The organism is Agathobacter sp. LCP21S3_B2 (genome assembly GCF_052118705.1).
Classification (GTDB): domain Bacteria; phylum Bacillota; class Clostridia; order Lachnospirales; family Lachnospiraceae; genus Roseburia.
Genome location: NZ_JBQKGQ010000006.1, coordinates 12,623 through 28,561 on the forward strand (window position 1 = coordinate 12,623; position 15,939 = coordinate 28,561).

General features: G+C 39.8%; 15 protein-coding genes and 1 pseudogene. 11 read left to right on the forward strand and 5 right to left on the reverse strand.

Annotation, left to right across the window (positions count from 1 at the left end; genetic code table 11):
- Positions 1–3 precede the first annotated feature (3 nt).
- The 3 genes from ACTQ1L_RS05665 to ACTQ1L_RS05675 all read left to right on the forward strand — a co-directional run bounded on the left by ACTQ1L_RS05665 (position 4) and on the right by ACTQ1L_RS05675 (position 4,624).
- Entirely contained in the window at positions 4–1,599 is a 1,596-nt protein-coding gene (locus ACTQ1L_RS05665) for a tetratricopeptide repeat-containing diguanylate cyclase (protein ID WP_441365898.1), read from the forward strand.
- Positions 1,600–1,616: 17 nt separating this feature from the next.
- On the forward strand, positions 1,617–3,470 hold the full coding sequence (locus ACTQ1L_RS05670; protein ID WP_117994767.1) for a fructose-1,6-bisphosphatase: 1,854 nt from the start codon (positions 1,617–1,619) through the stop codon (positions 3,468–3,470).
- A 122-nt stretch (positions 3,471–3,592) separates the two neighbouring features.
- Positions 3,593–4,624: an ATP-binding protein gene (locus ACTQ1L_RS05675; protein WP_118342281.1), complete on the forward strand. Its 1,032-nt coding sequence runs from the start codon at positions 3,593–3,595 to the stop codon at positions 4,622–4,624.
- Positions 4,625–4,727: 103 nt separating this feature from the next.
- Here ACTQ1L_RS05675 and ACTQ1L_RS05680 read toward each other — a convergent pair whose 3' ends face one another.
- Positions 4,728–5,138, reverse strand: coding sequence for an ATP-binding protein (locus ACTQ1L_RS05680; protein ID WP_441365900.1), 411 nt, complete (start codon positions 5,136–5,138; stop codon positions 4,728–4,730).
- Between the two features lie 28 nt (positions 5,139–5,166).
- Here ACTQ1L_RS05680 and ACTQ1L_RS05685 point away from each other — a divergent pair.
- Positions 5,167–5,676, forward strand: a pseudogene (locus tag ACTQ1L_RS05685) (group II intron maturase-specific domain-containing protein); the annotation flags it as partial.
- Between the two features lie 99 nt (positions 5,677–5,775).
- Here ACTQ1L_RS05685 and ACTQ1L_RS05690 read toward each other — a convergent pair.
- On the reverse strand, positions 5,776–7,470 hold the full coding sequence (locus tag ACTQ1L_RS05690) for an AAA family ATPase (protein WP_441365902.1): 1,695 nt from the start codon (positions 7,468–7,470) through the stop codon (positions 5,776–5,778).
- Between the two features lie 463 nt (positions 7,471–7,933).
- Between ACTQ1L_RS05690 and ACTQ1L_RS05695 the strand changes: the two genes are divergently transcribed.
- Positions 7,934–8,203, forward strand: coding sequence for a hypothetical protein (locus ACTQ1L_RS05695; protein WP_441365903.1), 270 nt, complete (start codon positions 7,934–7,936; stop codon positions 8,201–8,203).
- A gap of 58 nt (positions 8,204–8,261) precedes the next feature.
- Complete coding sequence (locus ACTQ1L_RS05700; protein WP_022292626.1) at positions 8,262–8,456, forward strand: hypothetical protein; 195 nt, start codon at positions 8,262–8,264, stop codon at positions 8,454–8,456.
- Positions 8,457–9,002: 546 nt separating this feature from the next.
- Here ACTQ1L_RS05700 and ACTQ1L_RS05705 read toward each other — a convergent pair.
- From ACTQ1L_RS05705 to ACTQ1L_RS05715, 3 genes are all read right to left on the reverse strand, one after another.
- On the reverse strand, positions 9,003–10,676 hold the full coding sequence (locus tag ACTQ1L_RS05705) for an AAA family ATPase (RefSeq protein ID WP_441365906.1): 1,674 nt from the start codon (positions 10,674–10,676) through the stop codon (positions 9,003–9,005).
- Between the two features lie 275 nt (positions 10,677–10,951).
- Positions 10,952–11,257: a type II toxin-antitoxin system RelE/ParE family toxin gene (locus tag ACTQ1L_RS05710; RefSeq protein ID WP_441365907.1), complete on the reverse strand. Its 306-nt coding sequence runs from the start codon at positions 11,255–11,257 to the stop codon at positions 10,952–10,954.
- Positions 11,254–11,526 carry a type II toxin-antitoxin system prevent-host-death family antitoxin gene (locus ACTQ1L_RS05715; RefSeq protein WP_441365909.1) on the reverse strand — a complete coding sequence of 91 codons (273 nt, stop codon included), beginning with the start codon at positions 11,524–11,526 and terminating at the stop codon, positions 11,254–11,256. The genes ACTQ1L_RS05710 and ACTQ1L_RS05715 overlap by 4 nt, the downstream gene beginning before the upstream one ends.
- Positions 11,527–11,765: 239 nt before the next feature.
- Between ACTQ1L_RS05715 and ACTQ1L_RS05720 the strand changes: the two genes are divergently transcribed.
- The 5 genes from ACTQ1L_RS05720 to ACTQ1L_RS05740 all read left to right on the forward strand — a co-directional run bounded on the left by ACTQ1L_RS05720 (position 11,766) and on the right by ACTQ1L_RS05740 (position 15,936).
- Positions 11,766–11,933, forward strand: coding sequence for a hypothetical protein (locus ACTQ1L_RS05720; RefSeq protein WP_441365910.1), 168 nt, complete (start codon positions 11,766–11,768; stop codon positions 11,931–11,933).
- Between the two features lie 129 nt (positions 11,934–12,062).
- On the forward strand, positions 12,063–12,440 hold the full coding sequence (locus ACTQ1L_RS05725) for an LPXTG cell wall anchor domain-containing protein (RefSeq protein WP_441365911.1): 378 nt from the start codon (positions 12,063–12,065) through the stop codon (positions 12,438–12,440).
- Between the two features lie 257 nt (positions 12,441–12,697).
- On the forward strand, positions 12,698–14,026 hold the full coding sequence (locus ACTQ1L_RS05730; protein WP_441365913.1) for a replication-associated recombination protein A: 1,329 nt from the start codon (positions 12,698–12,700) through the stop codon (positions 14,024–14,026).
- A gap of 83 nt (positions 14,027–14,109) precedes the next feature.
- Positions 14,110–15,393 carry an aminotransferase class I/II-fold pyridoxal phosphate-dependent enzyme gene (locus ACTQ1L_RS05735; RefSeq protein WP_441365914.1) on the forward strand — a complete coding sequence of 428 codons (1,284 nt, stop codon included), beginning with the start codon at positions 14,110–14,112 and terminating at the stop codon, positions 15,391–15,393.
- A 369-nt stretch (positions 15,394–15,762) separates the two neighbouring features.
- Positions 15,763–15,936 carry a hypothetical protein gene (locus tag ACTQ1L_RS05740; protein ID WP_308657363.1) on the forward strand — a complete coding sequence of 58 codons (174 nt, stop codon included), beginning with the start codon at positions 15,763–15,765 and terminating at the stop codon, positions 15,934–15,936.
- The last annotated feature ends 3 nt before the right edge of the window (positions 15,937–15,939 follow it).

The window sequence follows — 15,939 nt, forward strand, 5'->3', positions numbered from 1 at the left end:
AGGATGGATAAGCGAAAAGAGATAAATAAATACAGGTTTGCAGATCCACAGAGGACCTATAATATATGCTGTGAGCTGCTTGAGCAGGGAAAACAGTCAGGAAATGACTATGATATTGCATATGCATATCTTTATATGGGAGATGCGGTTTTTGCCATGGGCAATGCAGATGAGGCATTAAAATACCTTATGATGGCGGAAAAGGTACAGAAGCAAAATGGCTTTGATGAGCAGAGGATGACTACGTACAATATAATAGGGGGTATTTACTCAAATATGGGCGATTTACAGCTTTCACTGGACTACTATCATGCTGCTATGGAGCTGGCAAGGAAATACAGCAATATTGAGCTTCAAGCCATGATTTACAATAATGTGGGAGTAGTGTTCACATATGCAGGTGATTATGTAAATGCCTCGGAATACTTTAAAAAGTCATATGAATTCTTAAATCAGGAAAATGATGGGGATAATGAATTATCATGCAGTAGGCTGAGTCTTTATCTGAATATATGTGAGGGACTGCAGAATAAAAAATGTTATGCTGAGGAAAAGGCTTATCTGGATGAAGTGATGAAAACCATAGATAAGGACACCCTCATACCATTTGAGAGGATTAGGGTGTCACACGTATATGGCATGCTGTATTATGAAACCGGTGAATATGAAAAAGCATTTGATATGTGTATGAAGGTAGTGGCTCTGTGTGAAAACAATATGAATGATATTGATTTATTTGACGATTATTGGGACATAGTAAAGCTGCTTATAAATATGGATAAAATCGAATATACATATGGAATACTTGAAGGCTTAAGCAATATGGCCGAAAAATCAGATATTGACAGAAAAAGAATTCAGGTCTGCAGGCTTCGCATACAGATATACGAAAAAACCGGTGAAAAGGAAAAATATGCGCAACAGCTTCGCAGATACTATCAGCTTAGGGAGCGAATTAATACTGAGAGAAACAACATAATAATCTCAGCCATAGACAATCGCTGCCGTTTAGAGGATGAACGCAAGAATAACAGACGACTGAACGAGGACAATCTGAAGCTCATGAGAGAGAGCGAGGTTGATGAGCTGACAGGTGTCTACAACAGGCTGGCATTCAGGCGTCGCTATGACAGAATGTATAGATATGCTTTGCGAAATGCTCATACGTATTGTATGGGAATATTCGATATAGACTTTTTTAAAGTATATAATGATTCATATGGGCATATCAGAGGTGACAAATGTCTAAAGCAGATTGCTGCGATATTAATGCATACATCTGACGGCGATTTCTGTGTGGCCAGATATGGCGGTGATGAGTTTGTATTTATGGCATATGATGTATCTGAAGAAAAGGTCAGGGATTTCTTGCACAGACTGATAGAAAATGTAAAAAATGCAGCCATTGAATTTGACTCAAAGCCGGATGGTACGGATAAGGTGACGATTTCCGCAGGTGCAGTTATACAGCAGCATGCAACAGAAGGCACCCGGCTTACAGATCTTTTAAAGCAGGCTGATAAAATGCTCTATGAGGTAAAACAGGCCGGCAAGGATGATTATAAAATAAGCGAATTAGTATATTTCACTGAAAAATAAGAGGTTACGGGGGAAATATGTACAACGATAAAGGCAATACAAAGTATCTGAAGCTGTTAAAGCAAAACTATTCATCAAGTCAGGATGTAATCAGGGAGATAGTCAATCTTTCTGCGATTATAAACCTGCCAAAGGGCACGGAGTTTTTCCTGAGTGATATACATGGCGAGTATGAGGCCTTTTTACATATCATGAACAATTGCTCAGGTGTGATAAAGGAAAAGGTGGATTTGATTTTCAAGGATACGATTTCTGATTATGACAGACAGGAGCTTTGCACGCTCATATACTATCCAAGAGAGAAAATGGCCCTGCTTGATGAACAGGGAAAGATAGACAGTGACTGGTATGCTATGACGTTAAATCAGCTTATACTTGTCGCGAAGCTGCTCTCATCAAAGTACACCAGGTCGAAGGTCAGAAAGGCTCTGCCTGAGGAATATGCGTACATCATCGATGAGCTTTTGCATGCGCAGGAGGATGAGGATGCAAACCAGGTCAGATATCACAAGCAGATATTAAAGACTATAATTGATTTGGAGGATGCGGATGAGTTTATAATCGCTTTGTCTGCACTGATTAAGAGGCTTGCTGTTGACCATCTGCACATTGTGGGAGATGTATTTGACAGAGGAGGAAGCGCGGATAAGATTCTCGATCTGCTTTATGATTATCACTCGCTTGATATCGAGTGGGGCAATCACGACATCCTCTGGATGGGTGCGGCATGTGGAAATGATGCATGTATATGTAATGTCATCCGCAACAATCTGAAATACAACAATGTGGAAATTCTTGAGAATGCCTACGGAATAAGCTTACGACAGCTAATGCTGTTTGGCATGAAAACATATGGTATAGAGGATGGAATTGAGGCTGCAAGGGCGGCCATCACAGTAATGCTTTTTAAGCTTGAGGGGCAGCTTATACTTGCACATCCCGAGTATGAGATGGGAAACAGGCTGATGCTTGACAAGCTGGACGAGCTGCAGGATGTAGGAGTGGACAGAAAGCGCTTTCCAACCGTTGATGATGAGAGACCCTACGCACTAAGTGACGAGGAGACTGTCATCATGAGAAAGCTGCACAGACAGTTTGTGACAGGACAGCGCCTGCACAAGCATGTCAGATTTTTGTATGATAAGGGCGGCATGTACAATGTATACAATGGCAACCTGCTCTATCATGGCTGTGTTCCGGTTGATAGCAACGGAGCCTTTGACAAGCTGTATATTGATGGTGAATTTTATCATGGAAGGGCGCTGCTTGACAAATGTGATGAGAAGGCAAGGGCTGCGTATGTGGACAATCCTTATAAGGATGATGTGGACTTTATGTGGTTTTTGTGGGGAGGAGAAAAATCACCGCTGTGCGGCAGAAGGCTTAAGACCTTTGAGATGGAATATGTTACAGACAAGAGCATGTGGGAAGAGCCTTCTAACCCATACTACAGCAGGTATTATGATAAGAGCTTCTGCTGTCAGATACTGCACGAGTTCGGGCTGTATGATGATGATGCGCATATCATAAATGGACATACACCGGTTCACGCAATAGAGGGAGAGAACCCTGTCAGGGCCAATGGCAAGCTGTTTGTGATAGATGGAGGCTTCTGCCGTGCGATGAACAAGAAAACCGGTATCGCCGGCTATACACTGATTTACAATTCACATGGTCTAAGGCTCAAGGCACACACGCCTTTTACATCGGTGGAGGATGCTCTGATAAATAATACTGACATAGAGACGTCATCAGAGGTCGAGGAAAATGATAAGAGACGTATGCTTGTGAAGGATACCGATATAGGAAAGAGGCTTATTGGAGAGATTGATGATCTGCACAAGCTTCTTGAGAACTACAGGAGGCTGTAGGAAACATGACCTTGACAAATAAGTTATAAAGAGTTATAAAAAGATTACGAAGTTATAAAGAACTATAAAGAGTTATAAAAATTAGCAAAAGTTATAAAGAATTATAAATCAGGAGCGCAGAAATGAAAAAAAATCCTTTTTCATTATCATTTGGCAAGGAACCGGTCAGTTTAATTAACCGTAATGTACAGTCATACGAGATAATTGATACCTTTGAAGATGAAAACCCTGCTTATCAGGTGTGTATGATTACAGGAGTCAGAGGCTCAGGGAAGACTGTAATGCTCACAGAAATCAATAAAACTTTTAGGGCAGAGGAAGACTGGATTGTTATCGATCTGAGCCCTGAACGAGATTTATTACAATCATTTGCTGCAAATCTGAGCAATTATCCGAGTTTGTCAGAGGTTTTTCGTGAAGCTAAAATAAATCTGTCATTCTTAGGGCTGGGCGTTGAAATAGAAGGTGTTTCTCCGATTACCGATTTAAATGTGGCAGTGACGAGGATGCTTGAAAAAATTAAAAAGAAGCATAAGAGAGTTCTTGTGACAATAGACGAGGCTGTATGTAATGATACAATGAAAGAGTTTGTCAGCCTGTTTCAGATATATATGAGACAGGATCTTCCGGTATTTTTGCTTATGACAGGTCTTTATGAGAATATTTATGAGCTTCAGAATGAAAAAACGCTCACATTTTTGTACAGGGCACCTAAAATTGAGCTTCGTCCGTTGAATATAGGCATGATAGCTGAAAAATACAAGTCTATTTTTGAATTGACGGATGAGGAAGCTACAGAGATGGCTAAAGAGACGAGGGGATATCCGTTTGCCTTCCAGGTACTGGGGTATCTTTGTTTTAAGCATAATACCGGATGGCATAATGTATTACCTGAATTCAGTCAGTATCTGGAGGAATATGTATACGAAAAGATATGGAGTGAGCTGTCAAAAGGTGATAAGGAATTGTTGGTTGCTATGGCAAAAACCAATGACACCAAAGTGGAAGCAATACGAAAGACTATAAAAAAGGCATCAAACAGTTTCAGTGTATACAGGAACAGGCTTATAAAAAAAGGCTTGATTATTTCACCGGAGTATGGACATTTGGAGTTTACACTCCCAAGGTTCAAAGAATTTGTGTTGTGTAGATAATTATTGCACTGTCGGGATGCTTGAGGCAGCGGGGATAGAGTCTAATAAGGTCAGGGTTGATGTGCAGGATGGAAGGCTTGTGATATCGCGGATTTAAGACATATTAAACGTTTAGTGTTATAGAGACACAAAATATATCATTTTCGGTTTTAACAGAGATAAAACCACTATTTCTATTTACACATTCTTTGACATTTTCAAGCCCATATCCGTGGATATCTCCGGCTTTTTTTACCGAAACCTGTGGAATAGGATTGGATATTTCATAAAGCAGCACATGATTTTTCTGGCGCAGCGTACATGAGATGGATGGTTTGTGACCTGCCGGAAAAGCATCGCAGGCTTCTATTGCGTTATCCATAGTGTTTCCAATGATTATGTACAGGTCAACAGGCGAAATGTTAAGGTCAGTATCCAGCCATAGATTAAAGTTTATGGAGATTCCCAGACTGCCTGCTTTATTAGAGCCATAGTTTAGGATACCGTCAACAATGGAATTACCGGTATCAATCATTTGGTCAAGGCTTGAAAACTTTTTCTTTAACATGACCAAGAGCAAAGTAGACAGACCGAGTGGATTAAAATATCTTGGCTTTGGATTCTATTTTGACTCAAGAGCACATCAATACAAGGCGAAGCCACATGCAAAATCAGTAGCAAAGTTCAAGAAGAGAATGAAAGAACTCACCTGTCGTAGTTGGGGCGTAAGCAACAGCTACAAAATAGAGAAATTGAATCAGCTTATCAGAGGATGGATTAACTACTTCAAGATAGGTAGTATGAAAACACTCTGCAAAGAACTTGATAGCAACATAAGATATAGACTGCGTATGTGCATTTGGAAACATTGGAAAACTCCACAGAATAGAGCGAAGAATTTAATGAAACTGGGTCTACCAAAGTGGGCAGCACGCCGCACAGCATATATCAATGGGTATGCTCGAGTTTGCCGTACGTGGGACATACATCAGGCAATAAGCAATGAGAGACTAACCTCATTTGGATTAGTCTCAATGTTAGATTACTACACCGAAAGGTGTGTTACTTGTTAAGTTGATTGAACCGCCGTGTACCGAACGGTACGCACGGTGGTGTGAGAGGTCGGAATTTCTCTATTAAGAGAAATTCCTCCTACTCGATTAATGAGTGCCTTATTCACTTACCACAACTTTACAATCCTTCTTAAAGCATGCAATTCCATATTTTATGAAATTGCGCATGCCATCCTGCTTCAGCTTATCCACATATGATTTTTCTTCAATCTGCTTCAGTGCCTCATCGCAGGCTGCATTCATATCGCCGTTTTCGGCATATTTAAGCTCTATCACGATGCCGGTTCTGTTGTTTGGAACTTCAACGAGGATATCGCTGTAGCCTGTGCCCGATTCGGTGTTTGACTTGATGAGCCAGCTTGCTTTGTAGCCCAGCAGACCGAGCAGGATTCCGTGGTAGAAATTTTCTTTTTTGTCTTTGGCAACTGCGGTATCCCTTATACTTATTGTATTCCAGAGATAATCGCCAAAAAGCTCTTCTATTTTTTCAGTATCCTTCTCCACAAATGCATTGCAGAATTGTTCAAGTGTCTTTCCGTCATTTGCAGTTGTATCGCTGAACCATTCGCGGATTTTTTTGATAAAAAGGTTTTTTATCTCACGGTTTGGTATTGATAAACGCACCTTGCCATCGTCAGTCACGCCCTGCTTGGTCAGGTAACCGGTGGTGAAGAGCACACTCCACAGGTTTGCGATGCTTTTGTCGATTTCATCATAGGTCAGCTCCTGGGATATTTCTTTCTCAATGTATTCGCCTGATATCAGACGCTCAATCTCATCCTTGGTCTGGACATCGGCCTTGTCAATGAAGCTTCTGACCAGAGCATTTCCGCTGGAATTTGACCAGAAGTCCTGTGGCTTTGCAGTAGGCTCAAATCTGAGCAGATCCACGTAATTTATCACGTCCCACGGACAGTATACATCGGCATTTCCAAAGTGGTATCCGTCGTACCATTCCTTGATTTCTGTGAAATGCGAATCCAGATTGTAGGCGGCTAGAAGCTCCTCAACCTCGCTGTCCGTGAATCCAAACTGCTCATCAAATCGTGCATCCATGATGGAGAGAACTTTAAAATTGTTTAATCCTGTAAATATGCTTTCCTTTGATATGCGAAGACAGCCTGTCAAAATAGCAAACTGTAAGTAATCGTTGGTCTTTAGCACCTGTCCGAACAAGCCTCGTATGAGAGAGACCATCTCATGGTAGTAGCCGTTCTGGTATGCCTTGTCGAGGGGCACATCGTACTCATCTATCAGGATGACCACCTTTTTGCCGTAATGCTTATATAAAAGCTGGGAAAGAAGCTTTAATGAAGCGGTAAAGGTATCCTTGTCAAAAATAAACTTTCCCTTTTCTATATGAAGTAATCCTTTGAACTGTTCTTTTTCCAAAACTGTTAATTTATCACTTTCTGCCAAAAAGGAGAATTTGCTGATTTCATTTCCTATAATTCTGGAGAATACCTGAAATGCCTCATCATATGATAAACCCTCGACATCCTTAAGTGAAATAAATATCACAGGATATTTGCCCATATACTCATCACAAAGAGATTTATTTTGTGAAATATATAATCCGTCAAACAGTGATTTGTCAGTGCCAATCTCGAAAAATGAGCGCAGCATGCTCATGCCAAGAGTCTTTCCAAAGCGCCTTGGACGGGTGAACAGCGTTACTTTACTCCAATTGTTTAAAGTCTGCTCGATAAGCATAGTTTTGTCTATATAATAAAATCCAGACCTTCGTATATCTTCAAAATTTTCAATTCCAACAGGCAGTTTTAATATTTCCATGCAAGCCTCCCCCAGTTAAAATATGTTCAATACATTCACATATAGTATAACTGATTTTTAGAGGAATTACAATTTCTATTGATTATCTAAAGTTTAGGGCATTTATGGTTATAATTATTTTGTTTGAAAAATACTGTGAGTTTGTCTATAATTGAGCTATAGATAATTTCAAGAGGTATAATACAATATGATAAAAATAGGTATTGAGGAGTTAAGTACAACGTTCACGGGGTTATTATTGAAATATGGTATTTGTCATGTTATTTTTATCTTAGAAATAAGTCTGCTAAATATGTTTCTACCATTCGTTTAAAAAAAAGTACCGCTCATTCTTAAGGGGTTGAAAACAATTTTTATCGGATAAGCAGTTTTCGGCTTGCCCAAATGGCTTGGACTTGTGATAGCCGGTCTTATGTTTTATTTGGTATTTTTTATAATACAGATTAAAGGCGCTGTGAGCAGCATGAAAGATGAAGTGTCAAGTGATGGCATAGCCGGAGCAAGAATATGCGGAGTCTTTATTTCTGCGATACTACTTGCATTTATTATTTGTGGTGTCTTTTCTGTATTTGCGTGTCTGGATATTGCACCATGCACGGAGCTTTGTGGTGTTTACAGGGCTATCGGTATCATAGTGTGGATTTTGGTGATTTTATGGACACTTCCGCCTGATACATGGTTAGCCAGATTTGCCACAAATAACTATAAGAGATATGAAGATAATTATGATTAAGAAAGAAAAACAGAGATTATTTTCTAATGAAAATTATCGGACAAAATAAGGAGGATAAATGAAAAAAATAGTTTCTAATTTGTCAGTAATGATTTTTGTCATAGGATGTGCAATAATGGAAATAACAACATGGTTTATTGATTCATACGTTATGTTTTATATAGGAATAATTATTGTTATAGTGGGAATTATTGGAATGATTATTCAAGGAAAGTTTAAGAAAGTAATTGAGTTTATTATAGAGTATTTTTAGAAAGTTTTGCTTTCAACATTCTGATAAGTGCATTGATATCACTTTTGGGAGTGTTTTGTGAATTTCTTCAAAAAAGGCTGATATAAATATATGTATGCATGGTTTTGAAATTATATTATTCCTGATTGGAGTAGATACATTTGTTTTTTTCAAAGAGGCAATGTACGATTACAAATCTTGGCTATATCAGTATATTGTTGCACTTTATTTTTAATTAGAACAAAAGAAATAATAAACAAAGAAACATTGAATCTGGAGAGGAATTTATAGATGGATAGAATGAAATTGTTAAAGCTACAGATAGTTATAGGAATAATTACTTCGTGCATAGGAATAGTAACGATAATGTATGGAGTGAATTTTTACAATCATCCGAGCAGAGGGAATATTGTGACATGTATTGCATTGCTGTTCTGCTGTATGTTATCAATAATAAGCTGCGTGTTAATTTTGATTAAGAATTATAAAAATAATAAATAACAATCCATTATTAAAAGCAGTTGAACAGGCGTAGAGTTAGTCTCTACGCCTGTTTTAATGAGTGTCTTATTCACTTACCACAACCTTACAATCCTTCTTAAAGCATGCAATTCCATATTTTATGAAATTGCGCATGCCATCCTGCTTCAGCTTATCCACATATGACTTTTCTTCAATCTGCTTCAGAGCTTCACTGCAGGCTGCGTCCATATCGCCGTTTTCGGCATATTTAAGCTCTATCACGATGCCGGTTCGGTTGTTTGGAACTTCAACGAGGATATCGCTGTAGCCTGTGCCCGATTCGGTGTTTGATTTGATGAGCCAGCTTGCTTTGTAGCCCAGCAGACCGAGCAGGATACCGTGGTAGAAATTTTCTTTTTTATCTTTAGCAACTGCGGTATCCCTTATGCTTATTGTATTCCAGAGATAATCGCCGAAAAGCTGCTCTATTTTTTCAGTATCCTTCTCCACAAATGCATTGCAGAATTGTTCAAGTGTCTTTCCGTCATTTGCAGTTGTATCGCTGAACCATTCGCGGATTTTTTTGATAAAAAGGTTTTTTATCTCACGGTTTGGTATTGATAAACGCACCTTGCCATCGTCAGTCACACCCTGCTTGGTCAGGTAACCGGTGGTGAAGAGCACACTCCACAGGTTTGCGATGCTTTTGTCGATTTCATCATAGGTCAGCTCCTGGGATATTTCTTTCTCAATGTATTCGCCTGCTATCAGACGCTCAATCTCATCCTTGGTCTGGACATCGGCCTTGTCAATGAAGCTTCTGACCAGAGCATTTCCGCTGGAATTTGACCAGAAGTCCTGTGGCTTTGCAGTAGGCTCAAATCTGAGCAGATCCACGTAATTTATCACGTCCCACGGACAGTATACATCGGCATTTCCAAAGTGGTATCCGTCGTACCATTCCTTGATTTCTGTGAAATGCGAATCCAGATTGTAGGCGGCTAGAAGCTCCTCAACCTCGCTGTCCGTGAATCCAAACTGCTCATCAAATCGTGCATCCATGATGGAGAGCACCTTAAAGTTATTTAATCCTGTAAATATGCTTTCCTTTGATATGCGAAGACAGCCTGTCAAAATAGCAAACTGTAAGTAATCGTTGGTCTTTAGTGCCTGTCCGAACAAGCCTCGTATGAGAGAGACCATCTCATGGTAGTAGCCGTTCTGGTATGCCTTGTCGAGGGGCACATCGTACTCATCTATCAGGATGACCACCTTTTTGCCGTAATGCTTATATAAAAGTCGGGAAAGAGTTTTCAGACTGTTTTCAATATTTTCTTCATTACCGGTAAGGATTTTCATGAAAGCTTCCCTGTCAACAGAGGTAAGAGCTTCACTTGAATTGAGAACATAATGTCGGTCTGCCTCATCTTTTATTATTTCGCTCAACATGGATTTTGCCTTTGCAAAGGTCAGACCTTCAACACCCTTTAGAGTAAGAAATATCACAGGATATTTGCCCATATGCTCATCACAAAGGGATTTATTTTGTGAAATATATAATCCGTCAAACAGTGATTTGTCCGTGCCAATCTCGAAAAATGAGCGCAGCATGCTCATGCCAAGAGTCTTTCCAAAGCGCCTTGGACGGGTGAACAGCGTTACTTCACTCCAATTATGTAAAGCCTGTTCGACAAGCTTTGTTTTGTCAATATAATAAAAATTATTACGGCGTATTTTTTCAAAATTATCAATTCCAACAGGCAGTTTTAATATTTCCATGCAAGCCTCCCAAGTTAAAATATGTTCGATGCATTCACATATAGTATAACTGATTTTTAGAGGAATTACAATTTCCAGTGGCTATATGTTTGTGTCAAGTAATTCGATAGTTAGTGTTCAGACGCAAGCTTGACACCGCGCTGTCAAGCTATGCGCCATTGTGTTAATTATTGAGTGATTACAGCCCCTGCCTCGTAGAGGCATTTTAAATGGGCTGTAATCGTTGCTGGCCACACTGTTAGGTGTGAACAGTAACATCCGATATTATGATATTTTCAATGAACAAATCGTCCATAATTTTGACGATCATCTATCACATAATCAATTTTGACACAATGTTCATCCTCATATATTTGAAAAATCATCCAGTAGTGTTTCCAGAGATGTATAACCTTGTATTTTGCAGGGATATATTTTAATTTATCAAAACCGGCATTTGGAGTAGTTTCCAAAATACAGATCCATTCATCAAAAGCATCTAATATTTTGCTCACAGTTTCGGAGCCGAATTCCATTGCACCTGAAATATAATTATTGAGTTCCTTTTTGGCATCCGGTGATATATCTACGTTATATTTCATTTGGTGTAAATCTCCCTTAATTCAGATAAAAAATCGCGGGCGGGAGTATCTTTTATTCCAGCCTGGCGTCTTTCTTCAATTTCAACAAGTTTTTCGCGTAATTCTAACTGTTTTTCCCTTTGGTCATACGTTTCAATATCCATTACAACCAGATCTCCTTCTCCGTTTTTGGTGAGAAAAATCGGTGAATGGGTTTCTTTTGCCAGATTAGATATATCGTTATAGTTCTGCCTTATAGCGGCAGACGGTTTTATAATTGTTGAAGACATAGCATATCCCCCTAGTAATATTTTGACGTTATTATATACATATATTACAATATAATGTGATGGATTTCAAATACTTAATTACAAATCGATATATGTGAAAAAACTTCTAAACTTTATTATAATATGTACAAGGCCACAGGCGTAGGATTAAATTTCTGCGCCTGTTTTTTTGCAGTTAAACTTTGCGCATAGCAAGCGCATGAATATCCTTTTTCACCTTGGTGTATGAGGGCACCGGAATGATAGTTGACGCAACAGCCCCGACAGTAAACGGACTTGAAAATAATAAGACTTACTGCGGTGATGTGAAATTTACAGTAACAGATGAGCAACTTGACAAAGTAACGGACACCATAGGTGAAGAGACAAAGACACTGGAAGCCGTTGACGGAGAATATACGTTATAGGCAGGAACACATAAGATTACAGCAACAGATAAAGCCGGTAATAAAACAGAAGTACCGTTCGGTGGTGCTTCGCTGGATACCAACAAGGAAGATCTTATCGCAGCAAAAGGTATATTTACACCGAAGCTTATGTGGTCTGATATTTCGAATCTTACATATTTTGATGCAGAATTTGATAAAGAAACAAACACACTCAAATTTGTTACTGACAGATTTTCAACATATGCTATTGCGTATACTGATAATGCGCTTGTCTCATGTGTTACACTTACACCGGACAGCAAGACACTTACGGGAAAAGGGGAAACAGTACAGCTTATAGCATCTGTAACACCGGACAATGCAGTTAATAAAAAGCATGATAATCAGAAGGTTATATCATCAAAGACCGGAGATACATCAGATGTGACACTTTGGACAACTGTTTTTGCGGCAGCACTTGCCGGAATAATTGGAATTTTTGCCGGAAGAAAAAAGAACAACAATAAAAGTGTCAATATCTTATGATGATATATATAGTAAAACTAAGGAGTTTAAGCAAGAATTTAGTCATTTTGTAGAAAAATAAATTTAGTGTTGTAAAGTGGTGCAAATTCATGTATCTTATTATAGGGAAATGAATTTTGCACCACTTTTTTATGCATAATTAGCACTTATAAAACACATAATTGCCGATTATATCAATGTAAAATGAATTTTTTGCTAAAAGAAATTGCAAAATGATATAACAGATATATCAAATATGCATTTCAGGCGGGGATGATATGGATTTATTTGATTACATGAGAGAACAGAATAAGGAAACAAGCGGTCCCTTAGCCTCAAGGATGCGTCCGACAACGCTTGATGAGGTGGTCGGGCAGCAGCACATAGTGGGAAAGGACAAGCTTTTGTATCGTGCGATTAAAGCAGATAAGCTCAGCTCCATCATCTTTTACGGGCCGCCAGGCACCGGAAAGACCACTCTGGCAAAGGTCATAGCCCACACTACCAGTGCTGAGTTTATGCAGATTAATGCAACATCTGCAGGCAAGAAGGACATGGAAGAGGTCGTGGAGCAGGCAAAGAATAATCAGGGCATGTATCAGAAGAAGACGATACTTTTTATCGACGAGATACACCGCTTCAACAAGGGGCAGCAGGATTATCTGCTTCCGTATGTGGAGGATGGCACCATTATTCTGATAGGAGCGACCACTGAGAATCCTTACTTTGAGGTAAACGGTGCTTTACTTTCGCGCTCAGTTATTTTTGAGCTTAAAAAGCTGTCAACGGATGATATAAAGGTACTTCTTAAGAGAGCACTGACTGACACAGAAAAGGGCATGGGTGCATACAATGCACAGATAGATGATGATGCGCTTGATTTTCTTGCAGACGTGTCAAACGGAGATGCGAGAGCAGCGCTCACAGCGATTGAGCTTGGTGTACTGACCACGGAAAGGTCAGACGACGGCATCATTCATATCACTATTGATGTGGCGAGCGAATGCATACAAAAAAGAGTTATCTCCTATGATAAGAAGGGCGATAACCATTACGATACCATCTCTGCTTTTATAAAGAGCATGCGTGGCTCAGACCCGGATGCAGCGGTCTATTATCTGGCGAGGATGCTGTATGCCGGTGAGGATGTGAAATTTATCGCAAGACGAATTATGATACTCGCATCGGAGGATATAGGCAATGCAGATCCGATGTCTATGGTTGTAGCGGCATCGGCGGCGGCAGAGGTCGAGCGCGTGGGAATGCCTGAGGCGCAGATTATTCTGTCGCAGGCTGTCACATACATGGCATGCGCGCCAAAGAGCAATGCATCATATAATGCGATATCGGCAGCGATGAGCTGCGTGAAGCAGACTAAGACACCGGCTGTTCCGGCACATCTGCAGGATGCCCATTACGGTGCGGCAGAAAAGCTCGGGCACGGAGTCGGGTACAAATATGCGCATGACTATCCAAACCATTATGTGAAGCAGCAGTATCTGCCGGATGGCCTTACAGACAGAGTGTTTTACAAGCCTACGGATATAGGCTATGAGGCAAAGATAAAAGCACACATGGATGAGCTTCACAGAGACTGTGATACATGAAAGTGCATAGATGAAGCTTGAATAATTGCAAATAGTTGATAATAACACAAATATTTAGAAAATCAGACCAGGAGGATCTTTAAATGAAAAAGTATACAGAAATGACAAAGGAAGAGTTAATGCAGGAAAAGACAGCACTTGAGGCTGAGTACGAGAAGATTAAGAATCTTGACTTAAGCCTTGACATGTCGCGTGGAAAGCCGGGAGCAGACCAGCTTGACCTCTCACTTCCTATGCTCGATGTCTTGAAATCAGACAGTGATATGAAGAGTGAATCAGGGCTTGATGTGAGAAACTATGCATGCCTTGACGGAATCCCGGAGGCAAAGGCACTTATCGCAGGCATGGTAGGAGCAAAGCCGGAGCAGGCTATTGTATATGGCAACTCAAGCCTTAATATCATGTATGATCAGGTTGCCCGTGCATTTATCTTTGGCCTTTGCGGCAACACACCATGGTGCAAGCTTGACAAGGTGAAGTTCCTCTGTCCTGTACCGGGCTATGACAGACATTTTGCAATCACTGAGGAGTTTGGAGTAGAGATGATCAACATTCCTATGACGGAGGATGGCCCTGACATGGATATGGTCGAGAAATATGTCAACAACGATGCTTCTGTAAAGGGAATCTGGTGTGTTCCGAAATACTCCAACCCACAGGGTGTTGTATACTCAGATGAGACTGTCGAGCGCTTTGCAAAATTAAAGCCGGCAGCAGATGATTTCAGAATCTTCTGGGACAATGCATACACAGTTCATCATCTCTATGACGATAATCAGGCAGAGATTCCAAATATCCTTGAGCTCTGCGAGAAAGAGGGCAATCCTGATATGGTATTTGAGTTCTGCTCTACAAGCAAAGTGACATTCCCGGGTGCCGGTGTGGCAGGTATCTGCACGTCTGAGAAAAACCGCGAGGATATCAAGAAGCGCCTTACTATACAGACAATCGGACACGACAAGATTAATCAGCTTCGTCATGCAAGATTCTTTAAGGATGCAGATAGTATCAAGGCTCATATGGCAAAGCATGCAGCTCTTATCAGACCTAAGTTCGAGCTGGTTGAGAATATCCTCACAGATGAAATTGCTTCAAGAGGCATCGGAACATGGATTAAGCCACTCGGTGGATATTTCTTCGGATTTGAGGCTCTTTCAGGCTGTGCGAAGGAAATCGTTGCAAAGTGCAAGGAGGCAGGTGTCACAATGACAGGTGCAGGCTCTCCTTTCCCTTACAAGAAGGATCCTGATGACTGCGTGATAAGAATTGCTCCGACATATCCATCACTTGATGAGCTGAAAAAGGCTGCTGAGGTGTTTGTTGTTGTCACACGTCTTGTCAGTGTAAACAAGCTGCTTGAGGCATAAAATCTCTGTTATGTCCTAACAGATAGGCGTATAATCAGCATATTTGTCCAAAATGAATATGTGATATATGTATAAAAAACAAATAAATATTTGTGCACATTTTTCGGGATTTGGTATTTACAAATCCCGATTTTTGTGTATGATATAAATATCTTTTTAAATTATGTCTTGCATATGTTTTATGCAGGTTTCTTTTTGTGGCATTTTCGGCCACTATTTTTTTCCCATTATTTATAAGTTAAATGTAATTGCAAGTTACACGTATTTATATTTTACATGTATTTATATGTTTAATATATTTATTTAAACATATTTGAGTTTGATTTTAAGAGATATTATATATTTTTTTGAAGAAAGGATTTGAATATTATGAAGGAAATTTTTCAGGAATATGGTGGAATACTCATCACAGTTGTCGCTATTTTAGCAATCATTGTTGTTATTACGGCGGTTATCGGAACTGACGCAAACAGTGTCATGGGAAAGGCCTTTAAGGACCTTATAACAAGCTTTTTTAAACAGGCACAGACACATATTAAGTAGGGG

Excerpts from the sequence above, each read along its gene's own strand:
- ACTQ1L_RS05705 (WP_441365906.1), bottom strand. The coding sequence starts at position 10,676 with ATGGAAATATTAAAACTGCCTGTTGGAATTGATAATTTTGAAAAAATA.
- ACTQ1L_RS05710 (WP_441365907.1), bottom strand. The coding sequence starts at position 11,257 with ATGAAATATAACGTAGATATATCACCGGATGCCAAAAAGGAACTCAAT.
- ACTQ1L_RS05735 (WP_441365914.1), top strand. The coding sequence starts at position 14,110 with ATGAAAAAGTATACAGAAATGACAAAGGAAGAGTTAATGCAGGAAAAG.
- ACTQ1L_RS05720 (WP_441365910.1), top strand. The coding sequence starts at position 11,766 with ATGATAGTTGACGCAACAGCCCCGACAGTAAACGGACTTGAAAATAAT.
- ACTQ1L_RS05715 (WP_441365909.1), bottom strand. The coding sequence starts at position 11,526 with ATGTCTTCAACAATTATAAAACCGTCTGCCGCTATAAGGCAGAACTAT.
- ACTQ1L_RS05730 (WP_441365913.1), top strand. The coding sequence starts at position 12,698 with ATGGATTTATTTGATTACATGAGAGAACAGAATAAGGAAACAAGCGGT.
- ACTQ1L_RS05670 (WP_117994767.1), top strand. The coding sequence starts at position 1,617 with ATGTACAACGATAAAGGCAATACAAAGTATCTGAAGCTGTTAAAGCAA.
- ACTQ1L_RS05725 (WP_441365911.1), top strand. The coding sequence starts at position 12,063 with ATGTGGTCTGATATTTCGAATCTTACATATTTTGATGCAGAATTTGAT.
- ACTQ1L_RS05695 (WP_441365903.1), top strand. The coding sequence starts at position 7,934 with ATGAAAGATGAAGTGTCAAGTGATGGCATAGCCGGAGCAAGAATATGC.
- ACTQ1L_RS05665 (WP_441365898.1), top strand. The coding sequence starts at position 4 with ATGGATAAGCGAAAAGAGATAAATAAATACAGGTTTGCAGATCCACAG.
- ACTQ1L_RS05740 (WP_308657363.1), top strand. The coding sequence starts at position 15,763 with ATGAAGGAAATTTTTCAGGAATATGGTGGAATACTCATCACAGTTGTC.
- ACTQ1L_RS05675 (WP_118342281.1), top strand. The coding sequence starts at position 3,593 with ATGAAAAAAAATCCTTTTTCATTATCATTTGGCAAGGAACCGGTCAGT.
- ACTQ1L_RS05680 (WP_441365900.1), bottom strand. The coding sequence starts at position 5,138 with ATGATTGATACCGGTAATTCCATTGTTGACGGTATCCTAAACTATGGC.
- ACTQ1L_RS05690 (WP_441365902.1), bottom strand. The coding sequence starts at position 7,470 with ATGGAAATATTAAAACTGCCTGTTGGAATTGAAAATTTTGAAGATATA.
- ACTQ1L_RS05700 (WP_022292626.1), top strand. The coding sequence starts at position 8,262 with ATGAAAAAAATAGTTTCTAATTTGTCAGTAATGATTTTTGTCATAGGA.